24 protein-coding genes are annotated in these 25,144 nt (G+C 34.8%); 2 read left to right on the forward strand and 22 right to left on the reverse strand.

Annotation, left to right across the window (positions count from 1 at the left end; all coding sequences use genetic code 11):
* Window positions 1-17: 17 nt before the first annotated feature.
* The 17 genes from EKH84_RS01070 to EKH84_RS01150 all read right to left on the reverse strand — a co-directional run bounded on the left by EKH84_RS01070 (window position 18) and on the right by EKH84_RS01150 (window position 17,328).
* Window positions 18-707, reverse strand: coding sequence for an aspartate/glutamate racemase family protein (locus EKH84_RS01070; RefSeq protein ID WP_127064772.1), 690 nt, complete (start codon window positions 705-707; stop codon window positions 18-20).
* Window positions 708-763: 56 nt separating this feature from the next.
* Window positions 764-1,597, reverse strand: coding sequence for a pentapeptide repeat-containing protein (locus tag EKH84_RS01075; RefSeq protein ID WP_127064773.1), 834 nt, complete (start codon window positions 1,595-1,597; stop codon window positions 764-766).
* A gap of 24 nt (window positions 1,598-1,621) precedes the next feature.
* Entirely contained in the window at window positions 1,622-2,422 is an 801-nt protein-coding gene (locus EKH84_RS01080; protein ID WP_127064774.1) for a sugar phosphate isomerase/epimerase family protein, read from the reverse strand.
* A 48-nt stretch (window positions 2,423-2,470) separates the two neighbouring features.
* A complete protein-coding gene (locus tag EKH84_RS01085) occupies window positions 2,471-3,109 on the reverse strand; it encodes an HAD family hydrolase (RefSeq protein ID WP_127064775.1) in 639 nt (212 codons plus the stop codon).
* Window positions 3,110-3,377: 268 nt separating this feature from the next.
* Complete coding sequence (locus EKH84_RS01090; RefSeq protein ID WP_127064776.1) at window positions 3,378-4,841, reverse strand: NADP-dependent glyceraldehyde-3-phosphate dehydrogenase; 1,464 nt, start codon at window positions 4,839-4,841, stop codon at window positions 3,378-3,380.
* 116 nt (window positions 4,842-4,957) lie between these two features.
* Window positions 4,958-6,169 (reverse strand): DUF3360 family protein, encoded by a 1,212-nt coding sequence (locus EKH84_RS01095; protein ID WP_127064777.1) that lies wholly within the window; start codon window positions 6,167-6,169, stop codon window positions 4,958-4,960.
* Between the two features lie 13 nt (window positions 6,170-6,182).
* Window positions 6,183-8,060, reverse strand: coding sequence for a DUF4914 family protein (locus EKH84_RS01100; RefSeq protein ID WP_127064778.1), 1,878 nt, complete (start codon window positions 8,058-8,060; stop codon window positions 6,183-6,185).
* 198 nt (window positions 8,061-8,258) lie between these two features.
* Window positions 8,259-8,762 carry a 5-(carboxyamino)imidazole ribonucleotide mutase gene (gene purE, locus EKH84_RS01105; protein WP_127064779.1) on the reverse strand — a complete coding sequence of 168 codons (504 nt, stop codon included), beginning with the start codon at window positions 8,760-8,762 and terminating at the stop codon, window positions 8,259-8,261.
* A gap of 121 nt (window positions 8,763-8,883) precedes the next feature.
* Window positions 8,884-9,249 carry a DUF2294 domain-containing protein gene (locus EKH84_RS01110; protein ID WP_127064780.1) on the reverse strand — a complete coding sequence of 122 codons (366 nt, stop codon included), beginning with the start codon at window positions 9,247-9,249 and terminating at the stop codon, window positions 8,884-8,886.
* A 404-nt stretch (window positions 9,250-9,653) separates the two neighbouring features.
* Window positions 9,654-10,904: a cation:proton antiporter gene (locus EKH84_RS01115; protein ID WP_127064781.1), complete on the reverse strand. Its 1,251-nt coding sequence runs from the start codon at window positions 10,902-10,904 to the stop codon at window positions 9,654-9,656.
* Entirely contained in the window at window positions 10,904-11,530 is a 627-nt protein-coding gene (locus EKH84_RS01120) for a TetR/AcrR family transcriptional regulator (RefSeq protein ID WP_127064782.1), read from the reverse strand. Before EKH84_RS01120 ends, EKH84_RS01115 begins: the two co-directional genes overlap by 1 nt.
* A gap of 286 nt (window positions 11,531-11,816) precedes the next feature.
* Window positions 11,817-12,278, reverse strand: coding sequence for an HTH domain-containing protein (locus EKH84_RS01125; RefSeq protein ID WP_190283446.1), 462 nt, complete (start codon window positions 12,276-12,278; stop codon window positions 11,817-11,819).
* 513 nt (window positions 12,279-12,791) lie between these two features.
* The gene (locus tag EKH84_RS01130; RefSeq protein WP_013658915.1) at window positions 12,792-13,508 is read right to left on the reverse strand and encodes an ABC transporter permease; all 717 of its coding nucleotides are present in this window, start codon (window positions 13,506-13,508) and stop codon (window positions 12,792-12,794) included.
* On the reverse strand, window positions 13,505-14,320 hold the full coding sequence (locus EKH84_RS01135) for an ABC transporter ATP-binding protein (RefSeq protein WP_127064784.1): 816 nt from the start codon (window positions 14,318-14,320) through the stop codon (window positions 13,505-13,507). Before EKH84_RS01135 ends, EKH84_RS01130 begins: the two co-directional genes overlap by 4 nt.
* Window positions 14,317-15,117 (reverse strand): MerR family transcriptional regulator, encoded by an 801-nt coding sequence (locus EKH84_RS01140; RefSeq protein WP_127064785.1) that lies wholly within the window; start codon window positions 15,115-15,117, stop codon window positions 14,317-14,319. The genes EKH84_RS01135 and EKH84_RS01140 overlap by 4 nt, the downstream gene beginning before the upstream one ends.
* Before the next feature lie 232 nt (window positions 15,118-15,349).
* Entirely contained in the window at window positions 15,350-15,667 is a 318-nt protein-coding gene (locus EKH84_RS01145; RefSeq protein WP_127064786.1) for a hypothetical protein, read from the reverse strand.
* 17 nt (window positions 15,668-15,684) lie between these two features.
* Window positions 15,685-17,328 carry a putative polysaccharide biosynthesis protein gene (locus tag EKH84_RS01150; protein WP_127064787.1) on the reverse strand — a complete coding sequence of 548 codons (1,644 nt, stop codon included), beginning with the start codon at window positions 17,326-17,328 and terminating at the stop codon, window positions 15,685-15,687.
* 279 nt (window positions 17,329-17,607) lie between these two features.
* On the opposite strand from EKH84_RS01150, the gene EKH84_RS21785 reads away from it, so the two are divergent.
* The gene (locus EKH84_RS21785; protein ID WP_013658920.1) at window positions 17,608-17,760 is read left to right on the forward strand and encodes a hypothetical protein; all 153 of its coding nucleotides are present in this window, start codon (window positions 17,608-17,610) and stop codon (window positions 17,758-17,760) included.
* 81 nt (window positions 17,761-17,841) lie between these two features.
* Here EKH84_RS21785 and EKH84_RS01155 read toward each other — a convergent pair whose 3' ends face one another.
* Window positions 17,842-18,696, reverse strand: coding sequence for an AraC family transcriptional regulator (locus tag EKH84_RS01155; protein ID WP_190283447.1), 855 nt, complete (start codon window positions 18,694-18,696; stop codon window positions 17,842-17,844).
* A gap of 132 nt (window positions 18,697-18,828) precedes the next feature.
* Between EKH84_RS01155 and EKH84_RS01160 the strand changes: the two genes are divergently transcribed.
* Window positions 18,829-20,220 (forward strand): family 4 glycosyl hydrolase, encoded by a 1,392-nt coding sequence (locus EKH84_RS01160; RefSeq protein WP_127064789.1) that lies wholly within the window; start codon window positions 18,829-18,831, stop codon window positions 20,218-20,220.
* Window positions 20,221-20,288: 68 nt separating this feature from the next.
* Here EKH84_RS01160 and EKH84_RS01165 read toward each other — a convergent pair whose 3' ends face one another.
* The 4 genes from EKH84_RS01165 to EKH84_RS01180 all read right to left on the reverse strand — a co-directional run bounded on the left by EKH84_RS01165 (window position 20,289) and on the right by EKH84_RS01180 (window position 25,091).
* A complete protein-coding gene (locus tag EKH84_RS01165) occupies window positions 20,289-21,647 on the reverse strand; it encodes an MATE family efflux transporter (protein ID WP_127064790.1) in 1,359 nt (452 codons plus the stop codon).
* Window positions 21,648-21,685: 38 nt separating this feature from the next.
* The gene (locus EKH84_RS01170) at window positions 21,686-22,870 is read right to left on the reverse strand and encodes a site-2 protease family protein (RefSeq protein WP_127064791.1); all 1,185 of its coding nucleotides are present in this window, start codon (window positions 22,868-22,870) and stop codon (window positions 21,686-21,688) included.
* Window positions 22,871-22,987: 117 nt separating this feature from the next.
* Window positions 22,988-24,529, reverse strand: a complete 1,542-nt coding sequence (locus tag EKH84_RS01175; protein WP_127064792.1) for an AMP-binding protein — start codon at window positions 24,527-24,529, stop codon at window positions 22,988-22,990.
* Between the two features lie 172 nt (window positions 24,530-24,701).
* Window positions 24,702-25,091, reverse strand: a complete 390-nt coding sequence (locus EKH84_RS01180; protein WP_127064793.1) for a hypothetical protein — start codon at window positions 25,089-25,091, stop codon at window positions 24,702-24,704.
* Between the last annotated feature and the right edge of the window lie 53 nt (window positions 25,092-25,144).

Genomic DNA, 25,144 nt, shown 5'->3' on the forward strand with positions numbered 1-25,144 from the left:
TTGAATACAAGTCGTCTTTACTCTATAGCATAAAGTGCTGCCTTTGTTGCATGAATAATAGTCGTATCAAATACAGGAATACTCACATCTTCTTGTTTAATCAATAAGCCAATTTCTGTGCAACCTAAGATAACACCCTCTGCTCCTTTATCAGCTAATTCTTCTATGATTCTAATAAATTCTTTTTTAGAGGTTTCTAATACGCTACCTAGGCATAATTCATTATAAATCGTATGATTAATAACCTCTATATCTGCTTCATTAGGAATAAGTACCTCTATGCCTTGTTCTATAAGCTTAGATTTGTAAAAATCTTGTTGCATCGTATATTTAGTGCCTAGTAAGGCTACTTTTTCTATTGTATTCTCTTTTAATCTGCCAGCTGTTACTTCTGCAATATGTAAAATAGGTATATTAACCTTTGCTTGAATCTGATCTGCTACCTTATGCATGGTATTAGTACAGATGATAATAAAATCTGCACCGCTTCTTTCCAGATTTACAGCTGCATCTGCTAATATTTCACCACTCTTTTCCCATTCACCTTTTGCCTGACAGGCTTCAATCTCATCAAAATCAACACTATATAATATACATTTAGCGGAATGAAAGCCTCCTAACCGTTCTTTGACTACTTGATTAACCATTTGATAATAGGTGACCGTACTCTCCCAACTCATACCACCGATCATACCAATTGTTTTCATATGAACCTCCCTTAAAGTTATACTTACTCATTAAATATCCTATTTATATCCTTTACTTACTTCTCCCAGTAAGAAGGCCTATCTAGCCTACTTGGTAACTTTGTAAATTGATTCCCTTTAGCCGTATTTATTTGAGCCTGAGTTAAAAATATACTCTTACTGAGATTTGCGCCTCTTATATCTGCATCTCTCATATCTACACCAATTAATAAAGCACCGGATAAATCGCACTCTTTTAAATTTGCGGCAATCATCATAGCCCCACTTAAATCGGCTTCCTTCAGATTAGCTTTTCTAAGGTCTTTGCCAATTAACATCTTTTCAAAACTAGTTTTTTGAATAGACTTCTTGTCCTGTCTATTTAATTTATAAGCTTCTTTTAGCAGTATATTGACTTGTGTTCTATGACTTTCTATATCTATTTCAAGGATTGCCTTAGGCTTTAATAAAGTCATCTGTTTTATTTCTTCAATCATGCTTTGTAAACTTTCTTTGATAGATACAATGTTTTCTAAAGTCACTGCTTCTGTCAAATACCATAACATCTCATGAAGCTGTCTCATTACTAAAAACGCCTCATACATTTGCTTTGCTAGCTTCGGTGATGATATCCAGCTTTTCCCTCGATAAGTTATCTGAGCTATCTTTTGTCCTGCACCAAAACAATCATAGGATGTGCAGCCTTTGAGGCCTTTATTTCTTAACTCACTATGGATATCGCATCCAAAGTCTGACTGTAAATGCTTGCAAGGGCACCCTGCTACCTTATCTGCTGGGAAACCATCTAATTTAGAAAAATAAAGGGCTACACAACAAAGTCCAAAGCATTTACTACAATCAATCTTTATATGTTTAAAAAGCTGGTCTATTAATTCAATCTTGTTATTCATCTTGTCTCTTTTCTCTGTCCTTTCCTATGTTAACGAAAAACCCTTATCTCTATCCAGCAAACGTATTGTAGAATTTTTTAAAGCCTCAATCGTTTTAGTTTCTACTACACAACTACAATTATTCTCCTTTGCTAAGTCAAAGAAATAAGGCAAATCAATCTCACCAGTAAATAGCTCAAGGTGATTTCTTTCTCCTATAGCATCATGAAGATGCATATGTTTCATTCTTTCTTTATGAATAAGCATAAAGGCCTCGTCTTTTTTACCGCTTGAATAATCATGCCCAATATCCCAGGTTAAATAGCAATCTGTTTCTTCTAAGAACATCTCTACCGCTTTTCTAATAAAAGGCTTATGATAAATCCCTGTATTCTCAATAGCAAGCTTAACACCTGTTCCCTTTAACATCTGATTAATATGGTTGGAAGACGCTAGAATATTTCTTAAGTACTCTTCTTCAAATTTCTCATAAAGTTCAACTTTCCTATTCGGCAAAGTAAAGTAAATACCGTTATTCATATGCATATTAATAAGAGGGGCATCAATTCTGCTTGCAAGTTGTATGGTGTCTTCTACAACTTTTAAATTCGCTTCCCGTATTCTTTTATTGAAATGCCCTACATCTAAATCCTCTGGTAAATGGAAGGTAAAATACATCTTATGCTTTGTCTTTAATTCATTAAGTACTTCTGCGTCTAGACATTCTGCTTGAAAAGCTGGTAAGTTCATATTAATCTCTATAAAATCAAGTCCAAGTTCATTGCATAGGCTTATATTAGCTTCTAAACCCTCTAATTCAATAAGTGTTGGCATTCCAAAGTTCATATTTATTTCCCCTTTTCCTGTTTATTTATAGGCATAGACTTATGCTACTTAGTTTTCTATGTATTGTAATATATCCATTAAGTCCTCTGTTACAATAACACTATTTGCTTCTTTGGCTACCTCTTCCCCGCAATTAATACCTAAAGAAGTACCACAATATCTGAAAAGAGGAATATCTGTTGCACCATCTCCAATAGCCATGCATTCATCAGGCTGTATGCCCTCTTTTAAGCAAAATTTCTCTAAAACACTCACCTTACCCCTGTCCCCTAAATGACTCAAGATTCTGCCAGTGAACAAATCATTTTCACATTCATATAAACTGCCATCATAAGCATCCATTCCCCATAACTCACTAGCAACCTTGGCAACTTGAATAGGTCCTGCTGTAATAAGTATAGTTCTTATATGCTGTTCATGTAGCATACTCATTACTTCATTGACATTTTTAATGGGTTTTAGAATAGTATCAAACTGTTCTTTTATTCTTGTTACAGGTACGCCTCTAGCTAATTCTGCTTTTAGATAATCCGCTTCAATCCAATCATACTTTCTTTCCTGCTCCTCACGTTCGATTTCTATAAGTTCATCTAGCTTGTCATTAAGTATACTTAGATACATTACTGAATGAATATCTTTTATAAGTGTATCATCTAAATCAAAACATACGGCTTTAATATGCCCCATTATACACCTCCACCTCTTAAAACAATAAAGAACCGATTAATCTCACCCTATTATATCATCAATATTAGTAATACCACTAAAATTTTCACAACTATTCAGTCTAATATATAAAATAGTTCTCTAAAAATATATTTGGGGAAGATATGAAAGAAATTATATTGGTGTAAGCCAGTTTTGGACAAAGCAAATAGGCACAAGCTTGTAGCTTGTGCCTATTACCTCTGAAAAAATTCCTCTTGCATACTAAAATCGGTTATTAAATCAAGACTTATCTATGCAAATTAATAATCGTTGCTTTTGGCCTAGACATAGATTCAATAGAATATCTAATGCCTTGAGTTCCCATACCTGAAGATTTAACACCTAGGAATGGGAAATGGTCAGGCCCTCTTTCAGTTTTATTATTCACTTGAACAGTTCCTACTTCTAACTGATCTGCAATATAAAATGCATCTTCAATATTTTGAGTAAATACAGAGCTTTGAAGTCCGTATTCTGATTCATTAGCAATTTCTATTGCCTCTTCTTTACTCTTCACTCTAATAACAGGTACAACTGGGCCAAATGGCTCTTCCCAAGCTAATCGCATATGAGTTGTTACATAGTCAAAAAGTGTAGGCTCAATTAAATTGCCTGTACGGTGTCCTCCAGTAACTAACTCTGCTCCTTTTTCTACAGCATCTTCCATTAACTCAGAAACAAAATCTGCTGCCTTTGTACTAATAAGCGGTACGACATCTAAGCTTTCATGTTCAAGTGGATTTCCCACCTTCAACTGACCTATTTTCTCTTCTAGTCTTTGAACAAGTTCATCTGCAACACTTTCCATTACAATAATTCTTTTTACAGCTGTACATCTTTGTCCGGAATAAGAAAAGGCTCCTGCTACAATCTGGCTAGCTGTCATTTCTAAATCTGCATCTTCAAGAACAATAGCAGCATCCTTACCACCTAGTTCCATAAGAAGAGGTACCATTGATGTCAACTTAGATATTCTTCTACCTACTTCTGTACTTCCTGTAAAGTTAATAAAATCAACGTCTTTATGAGTTGTAATGTAGTCTCCTATTTCACTACCTTTTCCTGTCACAGTATTAAGTACCCCTAATGGTACCCCCGCCAACTGAAAGATACGCGCTAAATATAAACCACTTAAACTGCCTTGTGTCGCTGGTTTTAATACAACTGAATTTCCAATAATAAGCGCAGGTGCAATCTTAGAAGCGGCTAAGTTAACTGGATAGTTAAAAGGTGAAATAGCAAGTACAACACCTAGCGGTTCCCTTTTTACAACGGATACTTTATTATTTTTAAATCCTGGGAAACTATCTCCAGGAATACTTTCTCCTGAGACATTTTTGCCACTATCTGCTGTAAATCTAATAAAATCTGCTGTTCTTGATACCTCTGAGCGTGAACTCTTCATATCTTTTCCAATCTCCAGCATCATTAAATGTGCAAGTTCCTGAATATGCTCTAGTAAAAGATCTGCTGCTTTATATAAAATATCTGCACGTTCATTTACTGTTTTAAGCTTCCATTGTTTTTGTGCTCTTTTAGCAGTTGCCATAGTGATATCTACCTCATTCTTAGTCATAGCAGGCACACTACCTAATAAGCTTTGGTCAAGTGGTGAGTAGATATCTATAAATTGATTACTCTCACTACCTACCCAGTCTCCGTTTAATAAATTTTTAAATCTCTTATCTGAGTCTTTCAATACTCCAAACATTATTATCCCTCCATTCTTAGGTCATTATTTATATGTCCATTAAATTTTTGTAGTCTCTGACCTCATTTATAAAACTATGTTTATAGTTTCATCATACTCCTTTTTATCATCTAAATCTATATGTCATTATTTTTACTTAACTTTTCAAGTACTACTGCTCCTAGCCAAGTAATGATTGGACTATAGCCAATCCCAATAGCTGCTAATATAATAATCCCTATTTTTTGTACTAGCTGTTTCCCTCTTCTCCATTTATTGAATCCTGTAAGTGATAGAGGCATAAATATACCAAAAAGTAGCACAGTCCATACAAGGGGTGGAAAAGCTAATATTTTAATCGGCATGCCCAATAGACCTACAGTAATGCATAGCACACTTAATAAGATAGTTGCCCCTCTCATAGGCCTTTTAATCATAAAAAGTGGTATTAAAAAGCTACGCCACAAAGAACTTGTTTGCGCTCCACCAAAGATTCCTCCTATGATATTTCTTATGGCTACCATCATAAATGATTGATTTAAGTTTATCTCTTCCCTCTTTTGCTCCTCCTTACTTTGTTCATCTAACAAAGTGGTGATAGCAACTGTATCCATTGCCCAGAGTAACATGACAAATATGGCAAAGGGTAAGGTTTTTAAAATGGTTGGCAAGTTTAGACCTAAACCAATTCCCCAAACTCCTTCCCACCAATATCCAGGATTTAAAACTAAGTTATTCATTGGCTCTAATAGATTAATTTTTATTCCACCTAAAAGAGGTAACACAAGTGAGACGATTGCAGAAATAGGAATCATCAGCCAGGCCTTTTCTTTTTTCAACAAATAAATGTAGCAGACAGTTAATACAATTAGCAGTACTGCTAGAATCCAATAAGTCTTATTAAAGAAGGCAGTGAGCTTTTGGATACATAATATCACTCCTGATATACCAAAAACTAAAGTCAAACTTGTTTTACTAACGTGCTTTGACATAAGAATAAGTCTTGACAACAAGCCTGCCTTAACAAAAATGAGCCCAATAATCCCCACCAATACACTTAAAACCAGTGGATGCACGCCAAACTTTACCATAGAAGGAATGAGTACAACCAATGGTGCAAGTGTTCCTGCAACTGCTATTTCTGGAAAAATCAAAGTGCTTATTAAAGCGATTATTCCTCCCACAAATATTTCTAGCCGCACATTATCAAATACAAAATGGGGATTTGTTATTCCTAGCTCCTGAGCCCAAACTACTGCAAAGGAAGAAATGAGCGAGATTTTACCTATTAATCCTGATAAAGCAGGTATAAAGTCACTACCCTTAAAGTAGCCTCGTATTTTCCTCATTTCGCCTTCTTCCTTAATATTTCATAGGTATAAGATCTACGTAATCTTGTACCTTTGCATCACTTAGTACTAATTCTATGATTTTAGCTCCTAAAGGATCGAGTTCTGGTGTGTTAAACTTCTCTAGTTCTTTCTTGAAGAAATCGTTAAGCATAGCTGCTCCTTTATCATAAGCTTCTACGCCCATCTCTCCTTGTCTTTCAGGATACAAGAAGGCTTTTCTTACATATTGTCCATCTACCTTAATGGAATCTAAAGAATATCCTAGTAATGAACAACGTGTTTCTACTAAATGTTCTTGCTTAAATTTAGCACTTCCACGTCTTGCAATATATTCTCTAGCAATCCATTGAGGCATGAACCCTACCTTATAAACACCAATATGTTGATTTGGTATTAAGATATAACGTGTATTACTATTAGCTGTTACTTGTTGTAATAATAAATTAGCTTGCTCTACCATTTTTCCTGTTGCAAACGGCCAGTAAGAACCTACTCCTTCACTTACTAGTCCTGTAGATGCAGTAATACTTGGATTATTATGTCCTCTTGGTGCTACTAATCTCCATACCCAAGCAAGAGCTGGTGGCAAAATATGAAACATACCTAGTATACCGTAAGTAGGATTATCTCTGGTACAAGCTGGTGTTCTTACACCAAAGCTTCTTACATCGATTTCTACTGGTTCATCAATAACATCAGGTACTAATCTGCGTGGTAAAATGGCTCTAGGATTAGGACAAGGTTTGCCATCAGAATCCTTAATGTGTTCCCAAACGAGGCAAGTAGACCCTGGGACTGCATCAATATTAAAAAATACGATAGGTTCTTCTGGTTGAGTAAATATTTTTTCATGTTGTGGTGAAGTACCATAGCCTGTAATATGATCTAGTCTTAAAAACCAACCTGCTTCTGCATCCTTTACTACTAGTTTTTTACTGTCATTTTGCATATCAGGATGACAAATAGCCATATCATCTGTTATAGGATAAAGGGCACAGTTTTCATCCATCTTGATATAAGTTTTTTCTCCTGTTTGCGTATTCTCTGCTAACACAATACGCCCGTCTAATTGCTTATGAATGCCTTCTAGCATCTCACTTTTACCGCCACCAGAAGCTCCCTCATGCATAATCACAATCTCATTATCATAAGGTGTAACCACTTTAACTGTAGAAGCATGAACTGTTACCCAACCTTCATTTTCTCCAATGTTTAGGAGAACACCATAGATACCTTTCTTTGCACTTGGACCTGGATATAAATTATAAGAGAATAGCTCATGAACTTTTTCAAGTCTATTATGAATAACCATTTGTTTTCCACCAAAATGCGTATGTCTAAAAGGTGGTGCAAGGAAGATAATAGCTTTAGGTGAGAATGCTGGCTCAAGCTCATCAATATTTAAGAAGCTTTGTAAATCTGCAAGCCCACAAGCAAAGAAACCTGCATTAGCTGGTGCTATTAAAAGAGCATCATAGCCATATTCATCTCCACCCGCTTTAAAAGGTACTACAATAAGATTTTGTCTCTTGAGCCATTCAAAAGTTTCATTTCTTAGACCATCAAAGTTCTCACTATATACATCATCATATTTTGGTTTATCTGTATCATTCTGGTCAGCGACTAATAAACAATCTGGATCACGTCTTCTCATATAATCATCTGGATAATTGACAACTACGCCGTTTTTGCAACGTGTTACTGTTGCTTCAGTAACCATACCATGCCCCTCTGTTTCATAGGTTACATTAAATACATCTCCTGTTGTATCACCAAAAGATAAGTTAACCAACTCCTCCTTCGATTTTGGAAATACAATATGAGGACTCCCCTCCAAAATATCTACAACGTAATCTGGTAAATTTAATTTGTTTATTAATGCTTTCATGCTATCGTCCCTTCCTTATTTTATTAGTTAACTTCTTGTCTTAATTCTGTATGATTACTCATTAACACTTAAAGTTTTATTCTCTATTTCTAACTTCTCATCCTGGATCTTTAATCCCTAATTCTTTATTCTTTATTTTTAATTCTTATTTCTTCATCATTCATTATTAATTCTTCACTTTTCATTCTTCATTGCCCTTTACATCTTCCACCATATTTCGGTTTGCAGACGCTCATCTTTTTCTAGTATTTCTTTAACCATGTTATTCTTCATTTTTTCTAGTTTTTCAGCTACTTTTTCATCTGAAATACTTAATATCTGTGCTGCTAAAATCCCTGCATTATCAGCTCCATCAATAGCAACTGTTGCAACAGGTATTCCTTTTGGCATTTGAACTGTAGATAATAAAGCGTCAAGACCTTCTAAGCTAGTAGATGCACACGGTATTCCTATTACAGGTAAAGTCGTATGGGCTGCTATCACGCCTGCTAAATGTGCCGCTTTTCCTGCTGCAGCAATAATAACACCGAAGTCATTACTTCTAGCCGTACTTGCAAATGCACTTACTTGCTCTGGTGTGCGGTGAGCACTCATCACATGAACTTCTATGGTAATGCCAAATCCTTTTAAGGTGGTAATTGCACCTTTTACTATGGGCAAATCACTGTCACTACCCATGATAATGGCAACTTTCTTACTCATAAAAACACCCTTTCTTGTGTGATAATAAAATAAAAAAGCCGATACCCTCAGAATAATCCTTGGATATCGGCTTACTTACAACTTAGCTAGGCTATTTTGCATTGTCTTCCGCATTTATTATCTATTTTTTAGAGACTAATTCCTCTAAATTAGTATCAGTGGTAATAATAATGATTTTCTCCCCAGTTTTAGTACTAATATCGGAATGGGTGCTAATCACGGCTACATCAATAATGTCATTAATTAATGTTTCCAAGTATTCTCTCCCACCTTCAAAAAGTGAAGTGCGCATCTTTTTAAATAATTCGATACCCTGAGGATTATCAGTGAGTTTTTGTTCTGAAGGACTAAGAAAACCCATGAGTCTCACAATGATCATGTCGTTAACTATATGTGTTCGAATGGCTTTAGGGCCTCTTCCCATATATTCAACTTCAAACCTGCTAACTGCCTCGCTAATCTTAGCTTCTAACTGTCCTTTCGTCACGCAACTACCTCCTATTAATTATTCATAATAATATCAACTTACACCATAATTGTCAATATATTTTTATTAAAATGCAATATTACATTTTATTCCATTCATTTGTGTGCATAATTGTTTTTATTTGACATACATTTGTTTTTCTATCTCTAAAAAAATATTTTGAATGCCTTTTCATATTTCTAATTCCTTAATACTTATCTCTTTTATTATAACACTTATTCCCCATGTTTTTCTCAAATATTTTAACTATCTCATATCTATCGCATCAGTTGGAAAACAATTTTGCTTATATAAAAATAATACTATCTACATGCTGATGTAAATACAAAGGAATTAATTTTTGAAATAACGCTATAAAAAAATAACATTGAGTGTACGCGGCTCAATGTCATTTTTGAATTTCTCTATAGGTTATTTGATTCATTGCTTAAATCCTGTCTCTTATTAAATTCTCCAGCCCATTCAAATGCCTTTTTAGATACGATTACAGCAATTATTTCATTTATAACTGCTGCTGCCGCAATGGTACCTTGGATAATCTTTGCACATTCAGGCGCCGGGATGGTTAAAACAGAAACTGCAATGCCTGTAAATACAAGCGAAACACCAGAATGTGGTAATAAGGTAAGACCTAAATATTTCCTAACAGTTTCAGGTGAGTGCGTTATACTTGCCCCTAGAAATGCGCCGCCGTATTTACCTGCTGCCCTTGCAATAATATAAACTGCCGTGAACACACCTGCACCTAGAATCAAATGATAGTCAAGAGGTGTTCCCAGATTTAAAATAACAACAATCATAGAAACACCTAGGATAGGATTAAAATCATGCATGATTTGATTTAAGCGTTCCTCTGAAATCATATTGGCAAAGGTTGCAGAAAAGGCCATACCAATTATCATAAAGTTAAGGACTGGCTTTGGCATTACCCAATAGTTGAATATAAACCCAACGCCTGAAGAAATAAGTAAAGTGATTATGAGCAGTACTAGAGTAATAGATGCAGTTCGTTCTTTTTTTAGCACCCAGCCTGCAATTAGCCCTGTTACAATACCAATAACAACTGGCAGTAACACTACTACTAGAATCATATAAAAAGGTAGTTTTTGCTCAGAAATATTGGCAGATATAATTGAAATGGTTGTGAAAAATACAATAACTGCCACCATATCGTCAAGGGCTGCCATGGGTATCAATGTTTTTGTCACAGGACCATCCGTATTAAATTCACGTACAATAGAAAGCGCAGGTGCAGGTGCAGTTGCAAGTGCGATCCCCCCGAAGATAACTGCTAGATAAAGAGGTATACTCGTAAAGTAGAAAACAACGCCAAATAGCAAGGTTACCACAAAAAATGTCCCTAGAGATTGGGTTAGAGTTGTAATTATGATTTGTTTTCCTGTTGTTTTAATTTTTTTCCAAACAAGTTCTGTCCCAATCAAAAGACCGACTGCACATTCTAAAATATTTACAATGATATGATACCACTGGGCATCTAAAATAGCGTCATTTACAAGTCCTAATGCATGGGGACCTAGAATCATTCCTGTAAGTAACCACCCCAAAATTGCTGGTAGCTTAATCTTTGAAACCAGTTTTCCAGCAAAAAATGCAATACCAATTGCCATCAAAAGTCTCAGTATTAAAAGTAACATTATTCTCTCCTCTCTTTTGCCATGCCATAAAGCATAATATTTAAGAATTTAGATAATTTCATTTCATGTGCTTCAATTAAAGAATTAAAATCGGAGCTCTCATATGCCTTGCTTTGAAAGTATCCATTAAACATTTCTTGGAAAATAAAGAAATATCCTATTGCTTCTTCCTCAGTAATGTCTTCTCGCAAAACAATATTTTTAAGTGCATTCTTATAATACTGAAGCCCCTGTGCATCAAAGTCTTTTCTAATCTCTTTGATTTGTTCTTTTAAATGCATTGGAGGCTGCAGCACCGTGTTAAAAAAGATATTACTGTAATTTGGATTTTCATGAAAAAAACGGTATCTCAAAGCAAGATAATGATTGATGTCTTTTTGAAAATCAGTGAAAACATATTTTTTACTGTCAAGAAATCTTGTAAGTTCATCAAAACAAATCTTAACACAGCATAAATAAAGCTCATCCTTATTTTTGAAGTAATGATAAATAAGTCCTTTAGAGATTTTATTGTCACTACATATATTGTTTAATGAAGCATTTTCGTAACTTTTTGTTCCAAATTCTATAATGGCAGCGTTTAAAATTTTATCTTGGCTTAATTGTTTTTTTTCATTTTGCTTCATTTACTTTTCTCCTATAAGCATTATTGACCATATGGTCTATTTTTAGAGTATAACAAAAACAAACCACTCGGTCAATAAATTAATTTTGAATTTTTGCTTAACACATATGATATCAAATTTCCAATCCTTGTTTATATTGTAGGTACGCGTAGAAAGATATTCCTTTCTATTCATGATTTTCTCTATTATTTGATTCTGTTTTTTTATCACTCATATATAAAAATTGCCCATAAATTTCTGTTGGAATCATTAGAAATTCATGGGCTTTCTATCATTTATGTTGATCTTAATTTAATTCATCAAGTTCTATCTTGAGTCTATCAATCAATTCTTGCGACGCTGCACCTAATCCTTTTTTAGTTAATTGAATAATTGCCTCCTCAATACTATAGAAATTAAAACTCGTCTGGTATATCTTTATCTTATTTAAGAGATCAGCAGGTAAAGGAATCTCAATTTTTTCACATGCTATCTTTTTCTCTATTTTCTTTTCTTCATACCACTCTGGTAAGCCTATGGCACGGCCTTCTTCTATTTCTACAAATACTAATCTTGGCTTATTTCCTTTATCTAATCTAATATTACGCTCTAGTGTCTGTGATAAGGATTGAATAGGGTCTTTAGCTGTACTTGGAGCAACTAGCCTTCTTTCTTGTGCCAATTTTGCTAAATCTTTAGATTTAAGAGGTTTTTTGTACTCAGCTAAAAGCTGGGCTGCTGCTTGTTGTATTGTAATTGTCTTCTCCATCATTTGCCTCTTATCTTCAATATAATTACTGTTTCTTTTTATTATAAGAGATATTTTATCTCTTTATCAATACCATATATTTACATTTCGTTGGACCTTTTTTATATTCATCTCATTGTAATCTATTTCCATCTTAACTTCATCTTGTATACATCACTTATAATCATTATTCATCATTATTCCGTCATATTCATCACATTTTAAGCATATTATGATTAATGTTGATTTTTTAGGATTTTATATTTTTTATAACTGCCTTCTACCCCCTCCTATTCCTCCTCTCCCTCTAGTATTATGATGACAACTAAGCTAATTTCTTATGCATCATTCTCTCAAATCAATCATCACAGCTTCCTAAATTTAAGTACAGTCAAACTTATGCTTATATCAACTAAATTTTTCACTGTAAATCTTTCTCTCCCAACGTATGTATTGACATAAGCCGAAGCCTTACACCAAGAGGAAGAGGTTCCCATGTCTTTCACACGGAAACCTCTTCCTCTCAATAGCTCATTATTCTGATTTCAGCCTTCTTAGCAAAAAAACACATAGTATAACCGCGCCTAAGAGAATAGCTAATAAAGGCCACAGGTTGCCAAAATAAAAACCTTCGTCCACAATCAATTGATACCCCCAAGTTGCAGGTAATATTTTCCCTACAATCTCAAAAAATCTAGGAAGTAAACTAGTAGAAAACATAATCCCCGATAGCATAATGGATGGCAGAAATATCACTTGTGAAATCATGGTAAGTTTTGCTTGGTTTTTTACCCATAGCCCTAAGACACTCCCAATACTTAATGATACTGCAATAAAAACTGCAAGTGAGCTAAAATACAACGGCAGACTTGCTGGTAGCGTCGCATCAAAAGCAATGGGGGCGATGATGCATATTATCGCGCACATAATCAGTAGATGAATAAACGCTGACAAAAACATAGAAACCATGCCAAGATACAACGGCACACCATTGGCTTTGTACACTTTCTTTATATCGCTTCCGTATATCTCTACAAGGGAAGGTGGCAAACCTATCAGTGCGCCAGTTGATACACCTAGCACAGTCATGGATTGTATAAGCGTATACTTAGCCTGGGGGTTTATGGATGTGAACATCCCCCCCATAACAGCAAAGAATAAAAGAGGAACCACATAACAAGTAATAAGTAGTGATTTGCTCCGTATATCCAGTTTCCATTGCAATGCCACTCCGTATAAAAATGCACTCATTCGCCATTCCCCCTTGCTATGTCAATAAAATGCTGTTCTAGCGTTCCCCTGTCTATTTTAATGTCCAACACGCTAATTCCCCGCTGCTTGAAATCTTCAAGCAAAGTCAGCATGGTATCCCCGATATTGTCAGATTCAAATTCTTCATCACCTTGCTCGGTCTTGATATGAAGGGTATAGCGCTTGCCAATTTTTGAGGTCAATTCTGCAACAGTACCCAAAAAGGCAATATTGCCATCATTCAGAATAGCAATGCGGTCACACAGGCTTTCAACCTCTGCCATATCGTGGCTAGCTAAAATGATGGTCTTTCCCTGTGCCTTCAGTTTTCGAATTTGGTCATGAAGTGATATTCTACCTTCAACATCAAGTCCGGCAGTGGGCTCATCCAGGAACACAATATCCGGATCACTGATCAAGGCGAGGGCAAGGTGCAAACGCCGCTTTTGCCCTGTTGACATATCTGTGTATAGCTTTTTTGCCAGCTCGTTAATCCCCAGAGCAGCAAGCATAGAATAGTCTACTTTTGTTTTATTCCATTTTGCAAATAACCTTACAGCTTCCATGGGTTTGATATGGTCAGGGAGAGACGCCGACTGCAACTGAATACCCCTCTTGCCATTCACCACGATACTGCCACTATCATACTTTCGTAAGCTCTCGATACATTCAAGGGCTGTAGTTTTGCCTGCACCGTTTACGCCAAGCAATGCAAAAATTTCACCTTTCATCACATTGAAACTCAAGCCCTTCAGTACAGTATGATTCCCATAACTTTTCTTTAGCCTATCAATCTGTATGGCGTAGCTCATTTTACTCCCTCCTCTACCGGATTATAACCCAATGTTGTAAAATAGGCTTCTAAAGCCGGTTCTATAAAAATGTTGACAATTGCTTGTTTTTGTTTCCATTCATTGTCCGGACCATTAAGGTTTTTTGTCTCCATAAGTACTGGTAGCATACTTATATCCCCACCCGTAAATTCCATAAGCATTTTCCAAAACTCTTTGGCAAGGTTTTGACCCTTCTCACTTTCAGGCAGTACGCCATCTTTTTGAAGCCCTATCACTTCATCGATTAAGCGTGTGAAAGTCTCCATCATTGCTAAGCTACTATCCTTATCGAAGTGGCACCGAAAATGGTCAAGAGTCCTATCATCTAAATGCTTGATAACCCAGTAGAATTCATTCTTCATTTGCAGATTTACAATAATATCAGCGTACTTCTTGAAATCCACTGATTGTATTTGCAACACTTCTTCTTGCAACGTTTCTATCTCTTTTAGAGATGCTGATAGGTTTTCTATCTTTTCACGTATAGCGGCAGCTTGTTTTGTAAGTGCATTCGCAACATCTGTGGGAGTATCAAGAGAGATGAGGCGATTTTTTATATCATCCAATGAAAACCCCAGATGTTTTAGCGACAGAATTTGATAAAGTTTAATCACATCCTTATCCGTATAAAGCCTGCGGCCTCCTCCACTTTCTGAAGATGGCGAAAGTACTCCTTCTTTATCATAGTATTGCAAGGTGCGGACGGTAACGCCCATTTTCTTTGCAGCCTCACCAACTGTCATATATCCTTCCGGTGTCGCTTTGTATTTTTCCATATTTATAACCTCCTGTTTACATTATAATTCATTACGTTACGTCACATTCAAGATATTTTTTAAATTTTCTCAATTCAGCTTACCTTATAGAAAAAAGCGTCATGCCCTCACATGATGTGACCCCAATAAGTTAGATTTTTAGGTCTAACTTATTGGGTCAGTTCATTTGGCATGACGCTTTTTTATTAGAAGCCTTGTTCTGGCTTTACTACCACAGGCCAGTAAGCCTATTTTATATAAACGGATTTTGGGAACTTGAAACTTCCTGATGAATCACTATGGGATCTGAAATCAATCCATATTGTTCATCTTCTGGATATGTAACTGCAATTTCAGGATTACTCCCAGCATACTCAACAACACTATCCATTGTCTCCCATATAGTACAAAGGAAAAAATGTGCCCATTCATTTTGCTCTACTATTTTCACATAGGCACCTCTATTCCCTTGAATAGCCATTGTATCGCTTACTCCTGTTTTATTTAAGTAATCCTTGAATCTCTGTTTATGTTCTAGTGGCACTATTCCATGCCAGGTTCTTGATATCATAAAATCCCCCTACTAACTCATATTCTTATAAAACGCTGTAATTTCTTCCCACCTGGTAGCCCTTCTAAATCTGTTTTGTTAATGGTGCGAGTCCATATAGCTACAACGAAGTATACTACTATGGCAACTGGTATCACCAATAACATGCTAAGCTTTTCTCTTCCCATTAATAGATTCATCACTACATATAAACCGTACGAAATAGCACCCATAATAACAGCACATATAATTGGCTTTACAACCACTTGTTTCCACTCTAGTTTTATTGCAAAGTGGCGGTATAAGTAAATGAGATTTAAGCTGCCATAGATAGCATAGCAAATAGTTGTACTGTAAATGACACCAAAAATATGACACTGTGGTATACGTATTAATATATAGTTAATAACAACCTTAACAATGCAAGCTAAAATAGCATGAACAGAAGCCTCTTTAGGTTTTCCCATAGCTTGTAATACAGCCGCACTAAGCTGGGCAATAGTAATAAAGATTAAACTAACAGCACCTGCTGACAAGAGTTCTCCCCCTGTTGCTTTTCTTAAAACAAGTCCAATAATAGGCTCTCCAAATAAGAAGAAGGCTACAGCTGTGGGTGCTGCAATAATCATCCCCAACTTAAAAATCATTTTAATCTTTTCATTAATATCTTTTCTTTTATTGATAACCGCACTAGCTGCAATAGCTGGTATAGAAGCTGCTGCTATTTGAACAATAATAGAGATAGGAATATTAATGAATGTGTTATATTGAAAACCATACTGGCCTTTTAAACTAGTTGCTATCTTTCCGATTTCTAAATGAGCTACGTCTGCTACTGGCACTGCCTCAATAAGTCCACTTGCTTTCAGCTGACTTAGACTTTCAGGTAGCAGATTTGTAATCATACTTAGATCAATAAAAGTCATAATAGAAAATACACACGTACTAATAATAATAGGTAGCATAATCGCAAGTACTTGTTTTAAAATGACCTTATTACTTTCCTGATGATAGTTTTTTTGAGCTTCTAAAACAGGCTTTCTTTCCTTTTTTATCTTCAAACAGGTTACTATTAATGCTAAAAGCGCAGCTAAAGCACCTATAGAAGTGCCTAAAGTTGCACCTGTTACTGCACTTAAAAGAGATTTTTCAATCAGATAGTATGCTAGTATTACTGTAAAAACAACATGAAAAATCTGCTCTATTACTTGTGAGGAAGCTGTTGGGACCATATTACCCAGGCCTTGAAAATAGCCCCTTAAGCTGGCTACCACTGTCATGATTAAAATGGTTGGAACAAGTACTCTAATAGGTTGCCCAACATTTTCTCCATTAAAAAACAAATCTGCAATCACATCTGCCCCTAAGACAACTATGACTGCTAATATCAAAGAACAAATAAAACCTGCTCTTAAAGTAACCTTAAAAATATGTTCTGCTTCCTTATGCTCTCCTATTGCCTCTCGCTCTGCAATAAGTTTGGAAAGTCCCGCTGGTATAGCTGTAGCTGTTAACGTTAAAATAATGATATATACCTGATAAGCTGAGGAATACAGTCCGTTTCCTTCATCTCCAATAATATTAGTTAATGGAATCCTATATACTAGGCCAATAATTTTGCTGAGCATGACACCAATGCTTAAAATCATAGCCCCTTTTAATATATTCTGTTTTGTTTCCATACTTTCCCCTCATTTTCTATGTAATCTATTTTATTTAACTCAAATTTAATCATGTCTATTTTTCTATTATTTTCCTATCCATTCTCCACTTTATCATACTCTGCACGCTCATAAAAGTAGATTTTATAAAGACAGTACTGCTTAATAAATGATTACCTCACCAATTACTCATTTTACGGCTTTCTTATACTTAGCATGCATATGGCAAAAATTTAAACTTATATCAAACACAAAAAAATCACAAACTAATCTTAACCCAACTTAAAGGAGTGATAAGCTATGGCAAAAGACAGCCAAATCGATAACAAAGAAGCACGTATGAGAAAGTGTAACTATCAAACACCACTAACGGCAGAAAACCAAAATCATAATCCAAATGCAAAAAAACATTCTATCAAACGAGAAGGTTTCAAGAGTGATCATATCAATTAATCTCTTTTCCTTATCCTCAAAATAGGAGTGTTTTTAGCACTCCTATTTTCTTATTTAACTCTTGTACTATAATAGCTTATTCTATATTATTATTTTTTGTTTCCTGTACTTCAATGGCGTCATACCTTCTAGGTCTTTAAATACCCTATCAAAATGAGTTGTGCTTTCAAAGCCCACTTCATGTGAAATATCTATCACCATTTTATCTGTAGTATCTAATAAAATCTTTGCATTTTTTATTCTAATGTAGTTAAGATAATTAATAAGATTAAAACCTGTTCCTTCTTTAAAAGTCCTACTTAAATAGTATGGGCTAATATAAAACGCTTTAGCCACGTCTTCTAATGTAATCTTCTTACTGTAATTTTCATTTAAGTACTGAGCTACCTCTGCCACTCTTTCATGCTTAGGAGATGTACTCATAGGCGTAATCTCTTCCTTTGAGGCCTCATTCATATAACGTTGCTGTAAACTTAATAGTTCACAAAACAGTAGTTGATTATAAAAAGCATCTTTTTCTCTTTTATTTTCTATCATCATTTTTTCTAATAATTGTTCCACTTCGCTTTTTTGAGCTGGTGTTAACTGCAATACACATCGATTTTCATTAAAGGTTTTAAGTAAACGTTCTACTTGCAGATTACTAATTTCTGATAAAAATGACCTCTTGAAGTTAATAAGAATACGTTCTCCTACTGATTGATTGGCTGAGAGGGTCTTATGAATATCTTCACTATTTAACCAAACTAAGGTACCTTCTTTAATATGATAGGTTCTATCTTTAATAAAATAATAGCGATCTCCAGATAATTGATAATATATTTCATAATGTAGATGATAGTGTGTTTCGACCATACTATCTTTATTTGTATACTTCTTATATTCAATATTAAACAGTCGTTCATTCCATAATAGGTCTAAATTATACTTACTCATCCTCTCTTTTCTCCTCATACGCAAAATATGTTGTTTATTAATGTTTTAACGCAATATATCATAATCATATCATACTATTTTGTCTTATAATACACCTAAGATTCTATAAATTCCTACTATGAGGTGAAGCTAATGAACTATATAGAAAATAAAGTAGAAGATGTACAAATTGCTTATATTGGAGGAGGCTCTAGAGGATGGGCTTGGGGACTTATGAGTGACCTGGCTTCTGAACCTAGCTTAAGTGGAACTGTAAGACTTTATGATATTGACATGCATGCTGCTCAAACAAATGAAATTATCGGTAATAAACTTAATGAGCTAAAAGATATTCAAGCTCATTGGAACTATAAAGCTGTTTCTTCTTTAAAAGAAGCATTAACTGGCGCTGATTTTGTAGTCATTTCCATCCTACCTGGTACTTTTAAAGAAATGTATTCCGATGTACATACCCCAGAGAAATACGGTATCTATCAAGCTGTTGGTGACACAGTAGGACCAGGTGGCTATATTAGAGCTTTAAGAACTATCCCTATGTATGAAGAAATAGCCCTTGCCATTAAAGCTTATTCTCCTGCTGCATGGGTTATTAACTATACCAATCCTATGTCTATTTGTGTTAAAACGCTTTATAAAGTATTTCCAGAGATCAAAGCCTTTGGATGTTGCCATGAAGTATTTGGTACTCAAAAGCTTTTAGCCAGCATGATTAAAGAAGTGACTGGAACGCCAAATGTATCCAGGCAGGATATCAAGATTAATGTATTAGGCATTAACCATTTTACTTGGATTACTGAAGCTACTTATAAAGGTAAAGACCTATTTCCTATGTATGAAAGCTTCGTGAATCAGTTCTATGAAACAGGTTTTGAAGAAGATGATAAAGACCACTGGATGAACAACTCCTTTGAATCTGCTCAGCGTGTTAAATTTGACTTATTTAGACGCTTTGGCGTTATCGCTGCAGCTGGAGATCGTCATCTGGCTGAAGCTGTAAATGGCAAATGGTATCTTAAAGATCCTGAAACTGTTGCTGAATGGAAATTTGGCCTGACTACTGTAGATTGGCGTATCAATGACTTAAATAGCCGCTTAGAGCGTAGTACACGTCTGGCAAATGGCGAAGAAGCTTTTGAACTTAAAGAAACAGGAGAAGAAGGTGTTCTTCAAATCAAAGCACTCTTAGGCCTGACAGACTTAGTGACTAATGTTAATATTCCTAATACAGGTCAAATCCCTAACTTACCACTAGGAACTATCGTAGAAACTAATGCTTTATTTAGAAAAGATAGAGTAGAACCTATTATGGCTGGGAATATACCAACTCCTATCTATGGTATGGTAGCTACTCATGTCAGCAATCAAGAAACTATTGTGGAAGCTGGCCTATCAGGTAATAAAAAACTTGCTTTTTCTGCTTTTATAAATGACCCATTAGTTACACTTCCTTATGCTGAAGCTGAAGCACTATTTGAAGAAATGTTAAACAATACAAGAAAATACTTGCCAAAAAACTTTAAGTAATATGAAAAAGGAGTGCAATCAAACCTAGTAAATAGTTTGACTGCACTCCTTTTAAACTCAATTCTATTTTACATGTATTCTTCTAAATGTTCTATAACTAATAACTCTTCCTTTTTTACTACCCCATATAAAATACCTATTATATCTGCTATAACCCACCCTATTGGAATGGCCCACCATATACCTAATAGGCCTACTTCTGGAATGGGAGCTAATAAGTATGCTAATATCACTCTTGTCCCTAATGAAAAAACAGTTAATATGATGGACATTTGTGATTTACCCAAACCTCTATAAAAGCCATAGAGCAAGAATAAAATACCTATCCCTATATAGCACGCACCTTCAATATGTAAATACTGCATGCCCAACCTAATAATCTCCATTTCTTTTGGTTCAACAAATAACAACATCAGCGGCTTAGCAAAATAGCATACTAGTAGTGATGCTATAGCACAAAAGGCTATGGACAGTTTAGCTGCTGCCAAGGTTCCTTTATAAATACGCTTATGCTCTTTAGCTCCCGCATTTTGAGCTACAAAGGTAGCAAAGGCATTCCCAAAATCCTGTGCTGGCATATAAGCGAAGGCATCTATTTTCACTACAATAGCAAACGCTGCTGTTACTGTTACGCCAAAGCTATTTACAAGCCCTTGAATCATTAAAATACCAAAGTTCATAATAGATTGCTGAATGCTGGTTAAAATAGAGTTGTTAATTACTAAGCCTAGTAGCTTTTTATCATATCTCATATGGTTTCTTCGAGGACAAATGCTTTCTGCCTTTTTGAAAAAGTATATGGCAATAAGGACAGCTGACACGCCCTGTGCTACCACTGTAGCAACAGCGGCGCCTTCAATTCCCATACCAAAATTAACAATAAGGACAATATCTAAAACAACATTAATGATTGCTGATATTCCTAGAAATAATAATGGAACCATAGTATTGCCAATACTTCTAAGTACCGCAGCAAAAAAATTATAAATAAAAACAAAGCCCATACCTAGAAAAATAATCCTCAAGTAATCTATCATGTAAGACATAGCTTCTACCGGCACATTTAACCATACTACCAATTGATCTAGTAATAAAAACGCTACTAAATCTATTATCAAGGTTAATACACAAATTAATACAAAAGCATTAACAATACTTATTTTTAATTCTTCTATTCTTCCAGCACCAAATAACTGTGCAAAGACTACACCACTACCCATACATAATCCAAGAATAATAGAAGTTAATAGTACCATCAACGCATAGGAGGCTCCAACTGCTGCAAGTGCATTAGGCCCTAAAGTTCTACCTACAATTAAAGTATCTACTACGTTGTAAAGCTGTTGCAACATATTACCTAAAATCATAGGTATGCTAAATAAAAGAAGTGCTTTAGTCTCATTTCCTTTAGTCAATGTAGCTGTCATATCTTTTGTCTCTCTTTTCTTATGTATTATTGTCGGAACTATACCATAAGTTCGTCCTTATCCATCTGATTAAGTATAAGTTCATCCCAATAAAAGCCATTAAATACCCCCAATATTTTATAGAAGCTATTAGGTTTAATATTCTTTACATCCAATAGGTGCTGGGTATGATCTTTCTTTAAAATAATCTGCTGGGCCTGTATCTTCCAATAATCAAATACTTGGTTTTTAGGTAGCTTTGTAATAAACTCTTCATAAATTTGCTTAGCTTTGCTATGTTCACCTGTTTTTTCAAAATAATAAGCCATATATACCAAAAAGCTCTTATGTATTTCTAATGCCTTTTGATTGGTTAAGAGCGTCTGGTTTAAGTAGCAGTAATCTATATACTCGGCAATGGACTCAGGTAGCTTTTCCATCTCTCCTACAAGATATTCTATAAGAAAGGTGGCACTACAAGATATGGTCAACATATCTACTTCCTTTTCAGCTGCTCTATTTTTAAATCCTTCAATTAATACTTGCCTTAAATAAGTATTGCCTGCTCTTTCTTCCACAAAATCCTCAGCCAGCATAATATACTGATACATCATTAATGCTGCAAAAAAATTATCCTTTTTGAAGCAAGAGTAGGCCCTAAAATCTCCATATACATTTTCTGTTTTAATAAAGCATCCAATACACAACAATATATTAAATAGGCAAAGGAATATACCAGTTATCATTAAATAAGGGGTATTCATTATTCCCATTACACTACTTATTACTATACTAATGCCTCCTAAAATAACAAGGCTAAGGGTAACCATAGGTGCTGCTATCATAGCTTTTGCATAAATTTTCTGTATCTCTTTAAACTTAGCTTCATCTGAAATAATTCCTATATGAGGTACAACAATTCCCCCTAAGCCAAGTCCACTAGGATTAATCTTTAGACTTGTCTTATTCTTATTAAATATAACTCCTACTATAGATACTTTAATCATCCTTATATTTACACCCATTGCTTTAAAAGCGCAAAAATGTCCTAATTCATGAAGTAAGATGGAACTATAGTAAATAGTTATAAAGATAATAAGAACAGCTACTAAATTTAATGATTTTATAAATTCTTTAGGAAAGAGTTTTACACTATCAAAACCTATTGTATAGCCAATAATGGCACCAATTAATATCGGTAGGATATCTATTAATTTTAGCTTTTTCTTTTTTTGTTTTTCCACTAAACTATCTCCTTCAATTGTATTTGACTTACTATTTCTTAATACTAATCAAGGTTACTTTATCATTAACACACCTATAAAATTGCTCTTGCTCTTCCTCTATCCTATTCTCTTCAGTTAGCCAATTTTTTCTATTAACTTAATAAGCTTTCCGTACTCTACTTTTGCTCGATGTCTCGTATCTAAGGGAATTTGCTTTAATGTTATTACCTCATCTAATTGATATTTTTCTTTGATATATGCTTTATCTTCTACTTTCAATCCTGCTCCTTCTTGTGGCTCTTCTATAATTAACAAATGTTTTCCCTTATGAAACAAATAAGCTGCTCTTGGAACGTTATAGTGGACACAAACTTCGCATTCAATAGCAAAAGGATATAGCGTATGTGCTTCTCTCTTAGTAGTTGCCATAGCTCTTCCAAGTAACCATAGATTGCCACTCTCATCTAAACACCCTAAGTCTCCTGTTCTATGCCATATTGCCCTAGGTGTTTTTATCTTATTCTCCTCATCCCCTATACCATGTAAATAAGTCTTTAAAACATGCTCACCGGTGACGATAATTTCCCCTGGTTCATTGATTTTACAAAAGGTAGCCGTTAGTTCTTCTTCTGTCATTTGCGACTTAAGCTTACTTCCCTTTACTAACTGACAAGTAACTGCATTTACTGGCTTGCCTACAAATAGACCCTTTCCTTGTTTCATTTGATTAAGTATATCTTCTGTTAGCTGAGTGCTATCAAGTTCACTAATAGGTTCTGCTTCTGAAGAACCATAAACAATAGTAATAGCAGCTGCTTTAAAGCCCTGTTTTAGAACTGGTAACATATTGGGAAAAATGGGACCTCCCCCTATATTTAATCTTCTAATAGATGCTAAATCATCTGTTTCCTTCGCTGCTTCTGCTAGTAAAAGAGCTACTGTTGGTGAGGAAGATAATCTAGTAATATGCTGCTTCTTGATCTGTTGTATTAAGCGTCTGGCATTTAGCTTTGAAATGTCACTAAAGCTATCGTCTGGAATAACTGTTGTAATACCCTTTGCTAGATTAGCTAAGGTAAATACCGGCATGGTAGCAAGGTCTATGTCGTCTTCTTGATAATCCATAGTTTGATTTAGAACTTCATACTGTTTTATTAAAAAGTAATGCGTTCTTATAATAGCTTTCGGAATATTGGTACTACCACTTGTAAAAGTAATTAGTGCTGGAGCCTCATCCTCCAAAGGTTCTACATAGCCTTCAGCTTCTACTTTCTCACTTTGTTTTAATAGACGGTCTACCGTTAAAGTTTTGGGGATCCTTCTTAGGCTAGGAAGGATGCATTTTAAAAGCATAGCTTTCCTCATACCAATAAAAGCTTTTAACTCTACTCTTGTTAAGCACTTTTCTATGTGAGCTCTACCTGCTGATGGATCAAAAATAACTACTGTTGCTCCAAGGCTCCAAAGCGCCACTAGAAAAAGATACAGCCTCGTAGAAATTGGCTCTAGAAGTAAAATCTGATCACCTTTTTGAATACCCTCTGACTTTAAAACTGTGGCTACTTTTCCAGCTCGTTCTAAAAAAGTGTTGTAATCTAGCATTTCTTTCTTCTCGATGAAGGCAGGACAAGCGCCTCTATCTAACGCTGTTTGCTCAAGAATTTTTACTAAATTCATTATTTCCCCCCTTTATAAATAGAGTATATCCTTTTACTTTATTTATGCCTATGGCCTTTACTATAAACTAGAGATATACTCTTATATTAACTTTTCTTTTTACTATATTAAATTAAATGGCCCTAACATAGAAACGTGCTAGAGCCACTTATTTTAATTGAATTATTCTATCTTAGTTAACATTTATAGATTCAGGATTTTCAATATATTGCTTTTTTAGTTTATGGTAAGCAAAGGTACCTCTAATAGCACTTATATATGCCATAACAAAAACTACAATCATTGCTACATTAGGCATTTTCACCATTCCCTCCAGCAATAGTGTAACTTGACCAAAGATATAATAGATTAAAATAACAATAGCACATACTCTACTTTTTCCTATTAAAATTCCTAATGCCAGTACCAGTACTAAAATAGCATCAACCATCATATAAGGTTCTATAACAATAGCCATAATTGCTGTTACTATACAAGAAAAAATCCCCATGCCTCCCCCTGTATTTATATGATTCTTAATTTTTTTAGGTACAATCTCCTTCCAAAAATACTTCTTATCCATCTTAACCCCCTAATTTATGTTTTTTGAATATAAAGAAATTTTATTTTATTGTA

It is taken from the genome of Cellulosilyticum sp. WCF-2, assembly GCF_003990395.1.
Taxonomy (GTDB): Bacteria; Bacillota; Clostridia; order Lachnospirales; family Cellulosilyticaceae; genus Cellulosilyticum; species Cellulosilyticum lentocellum.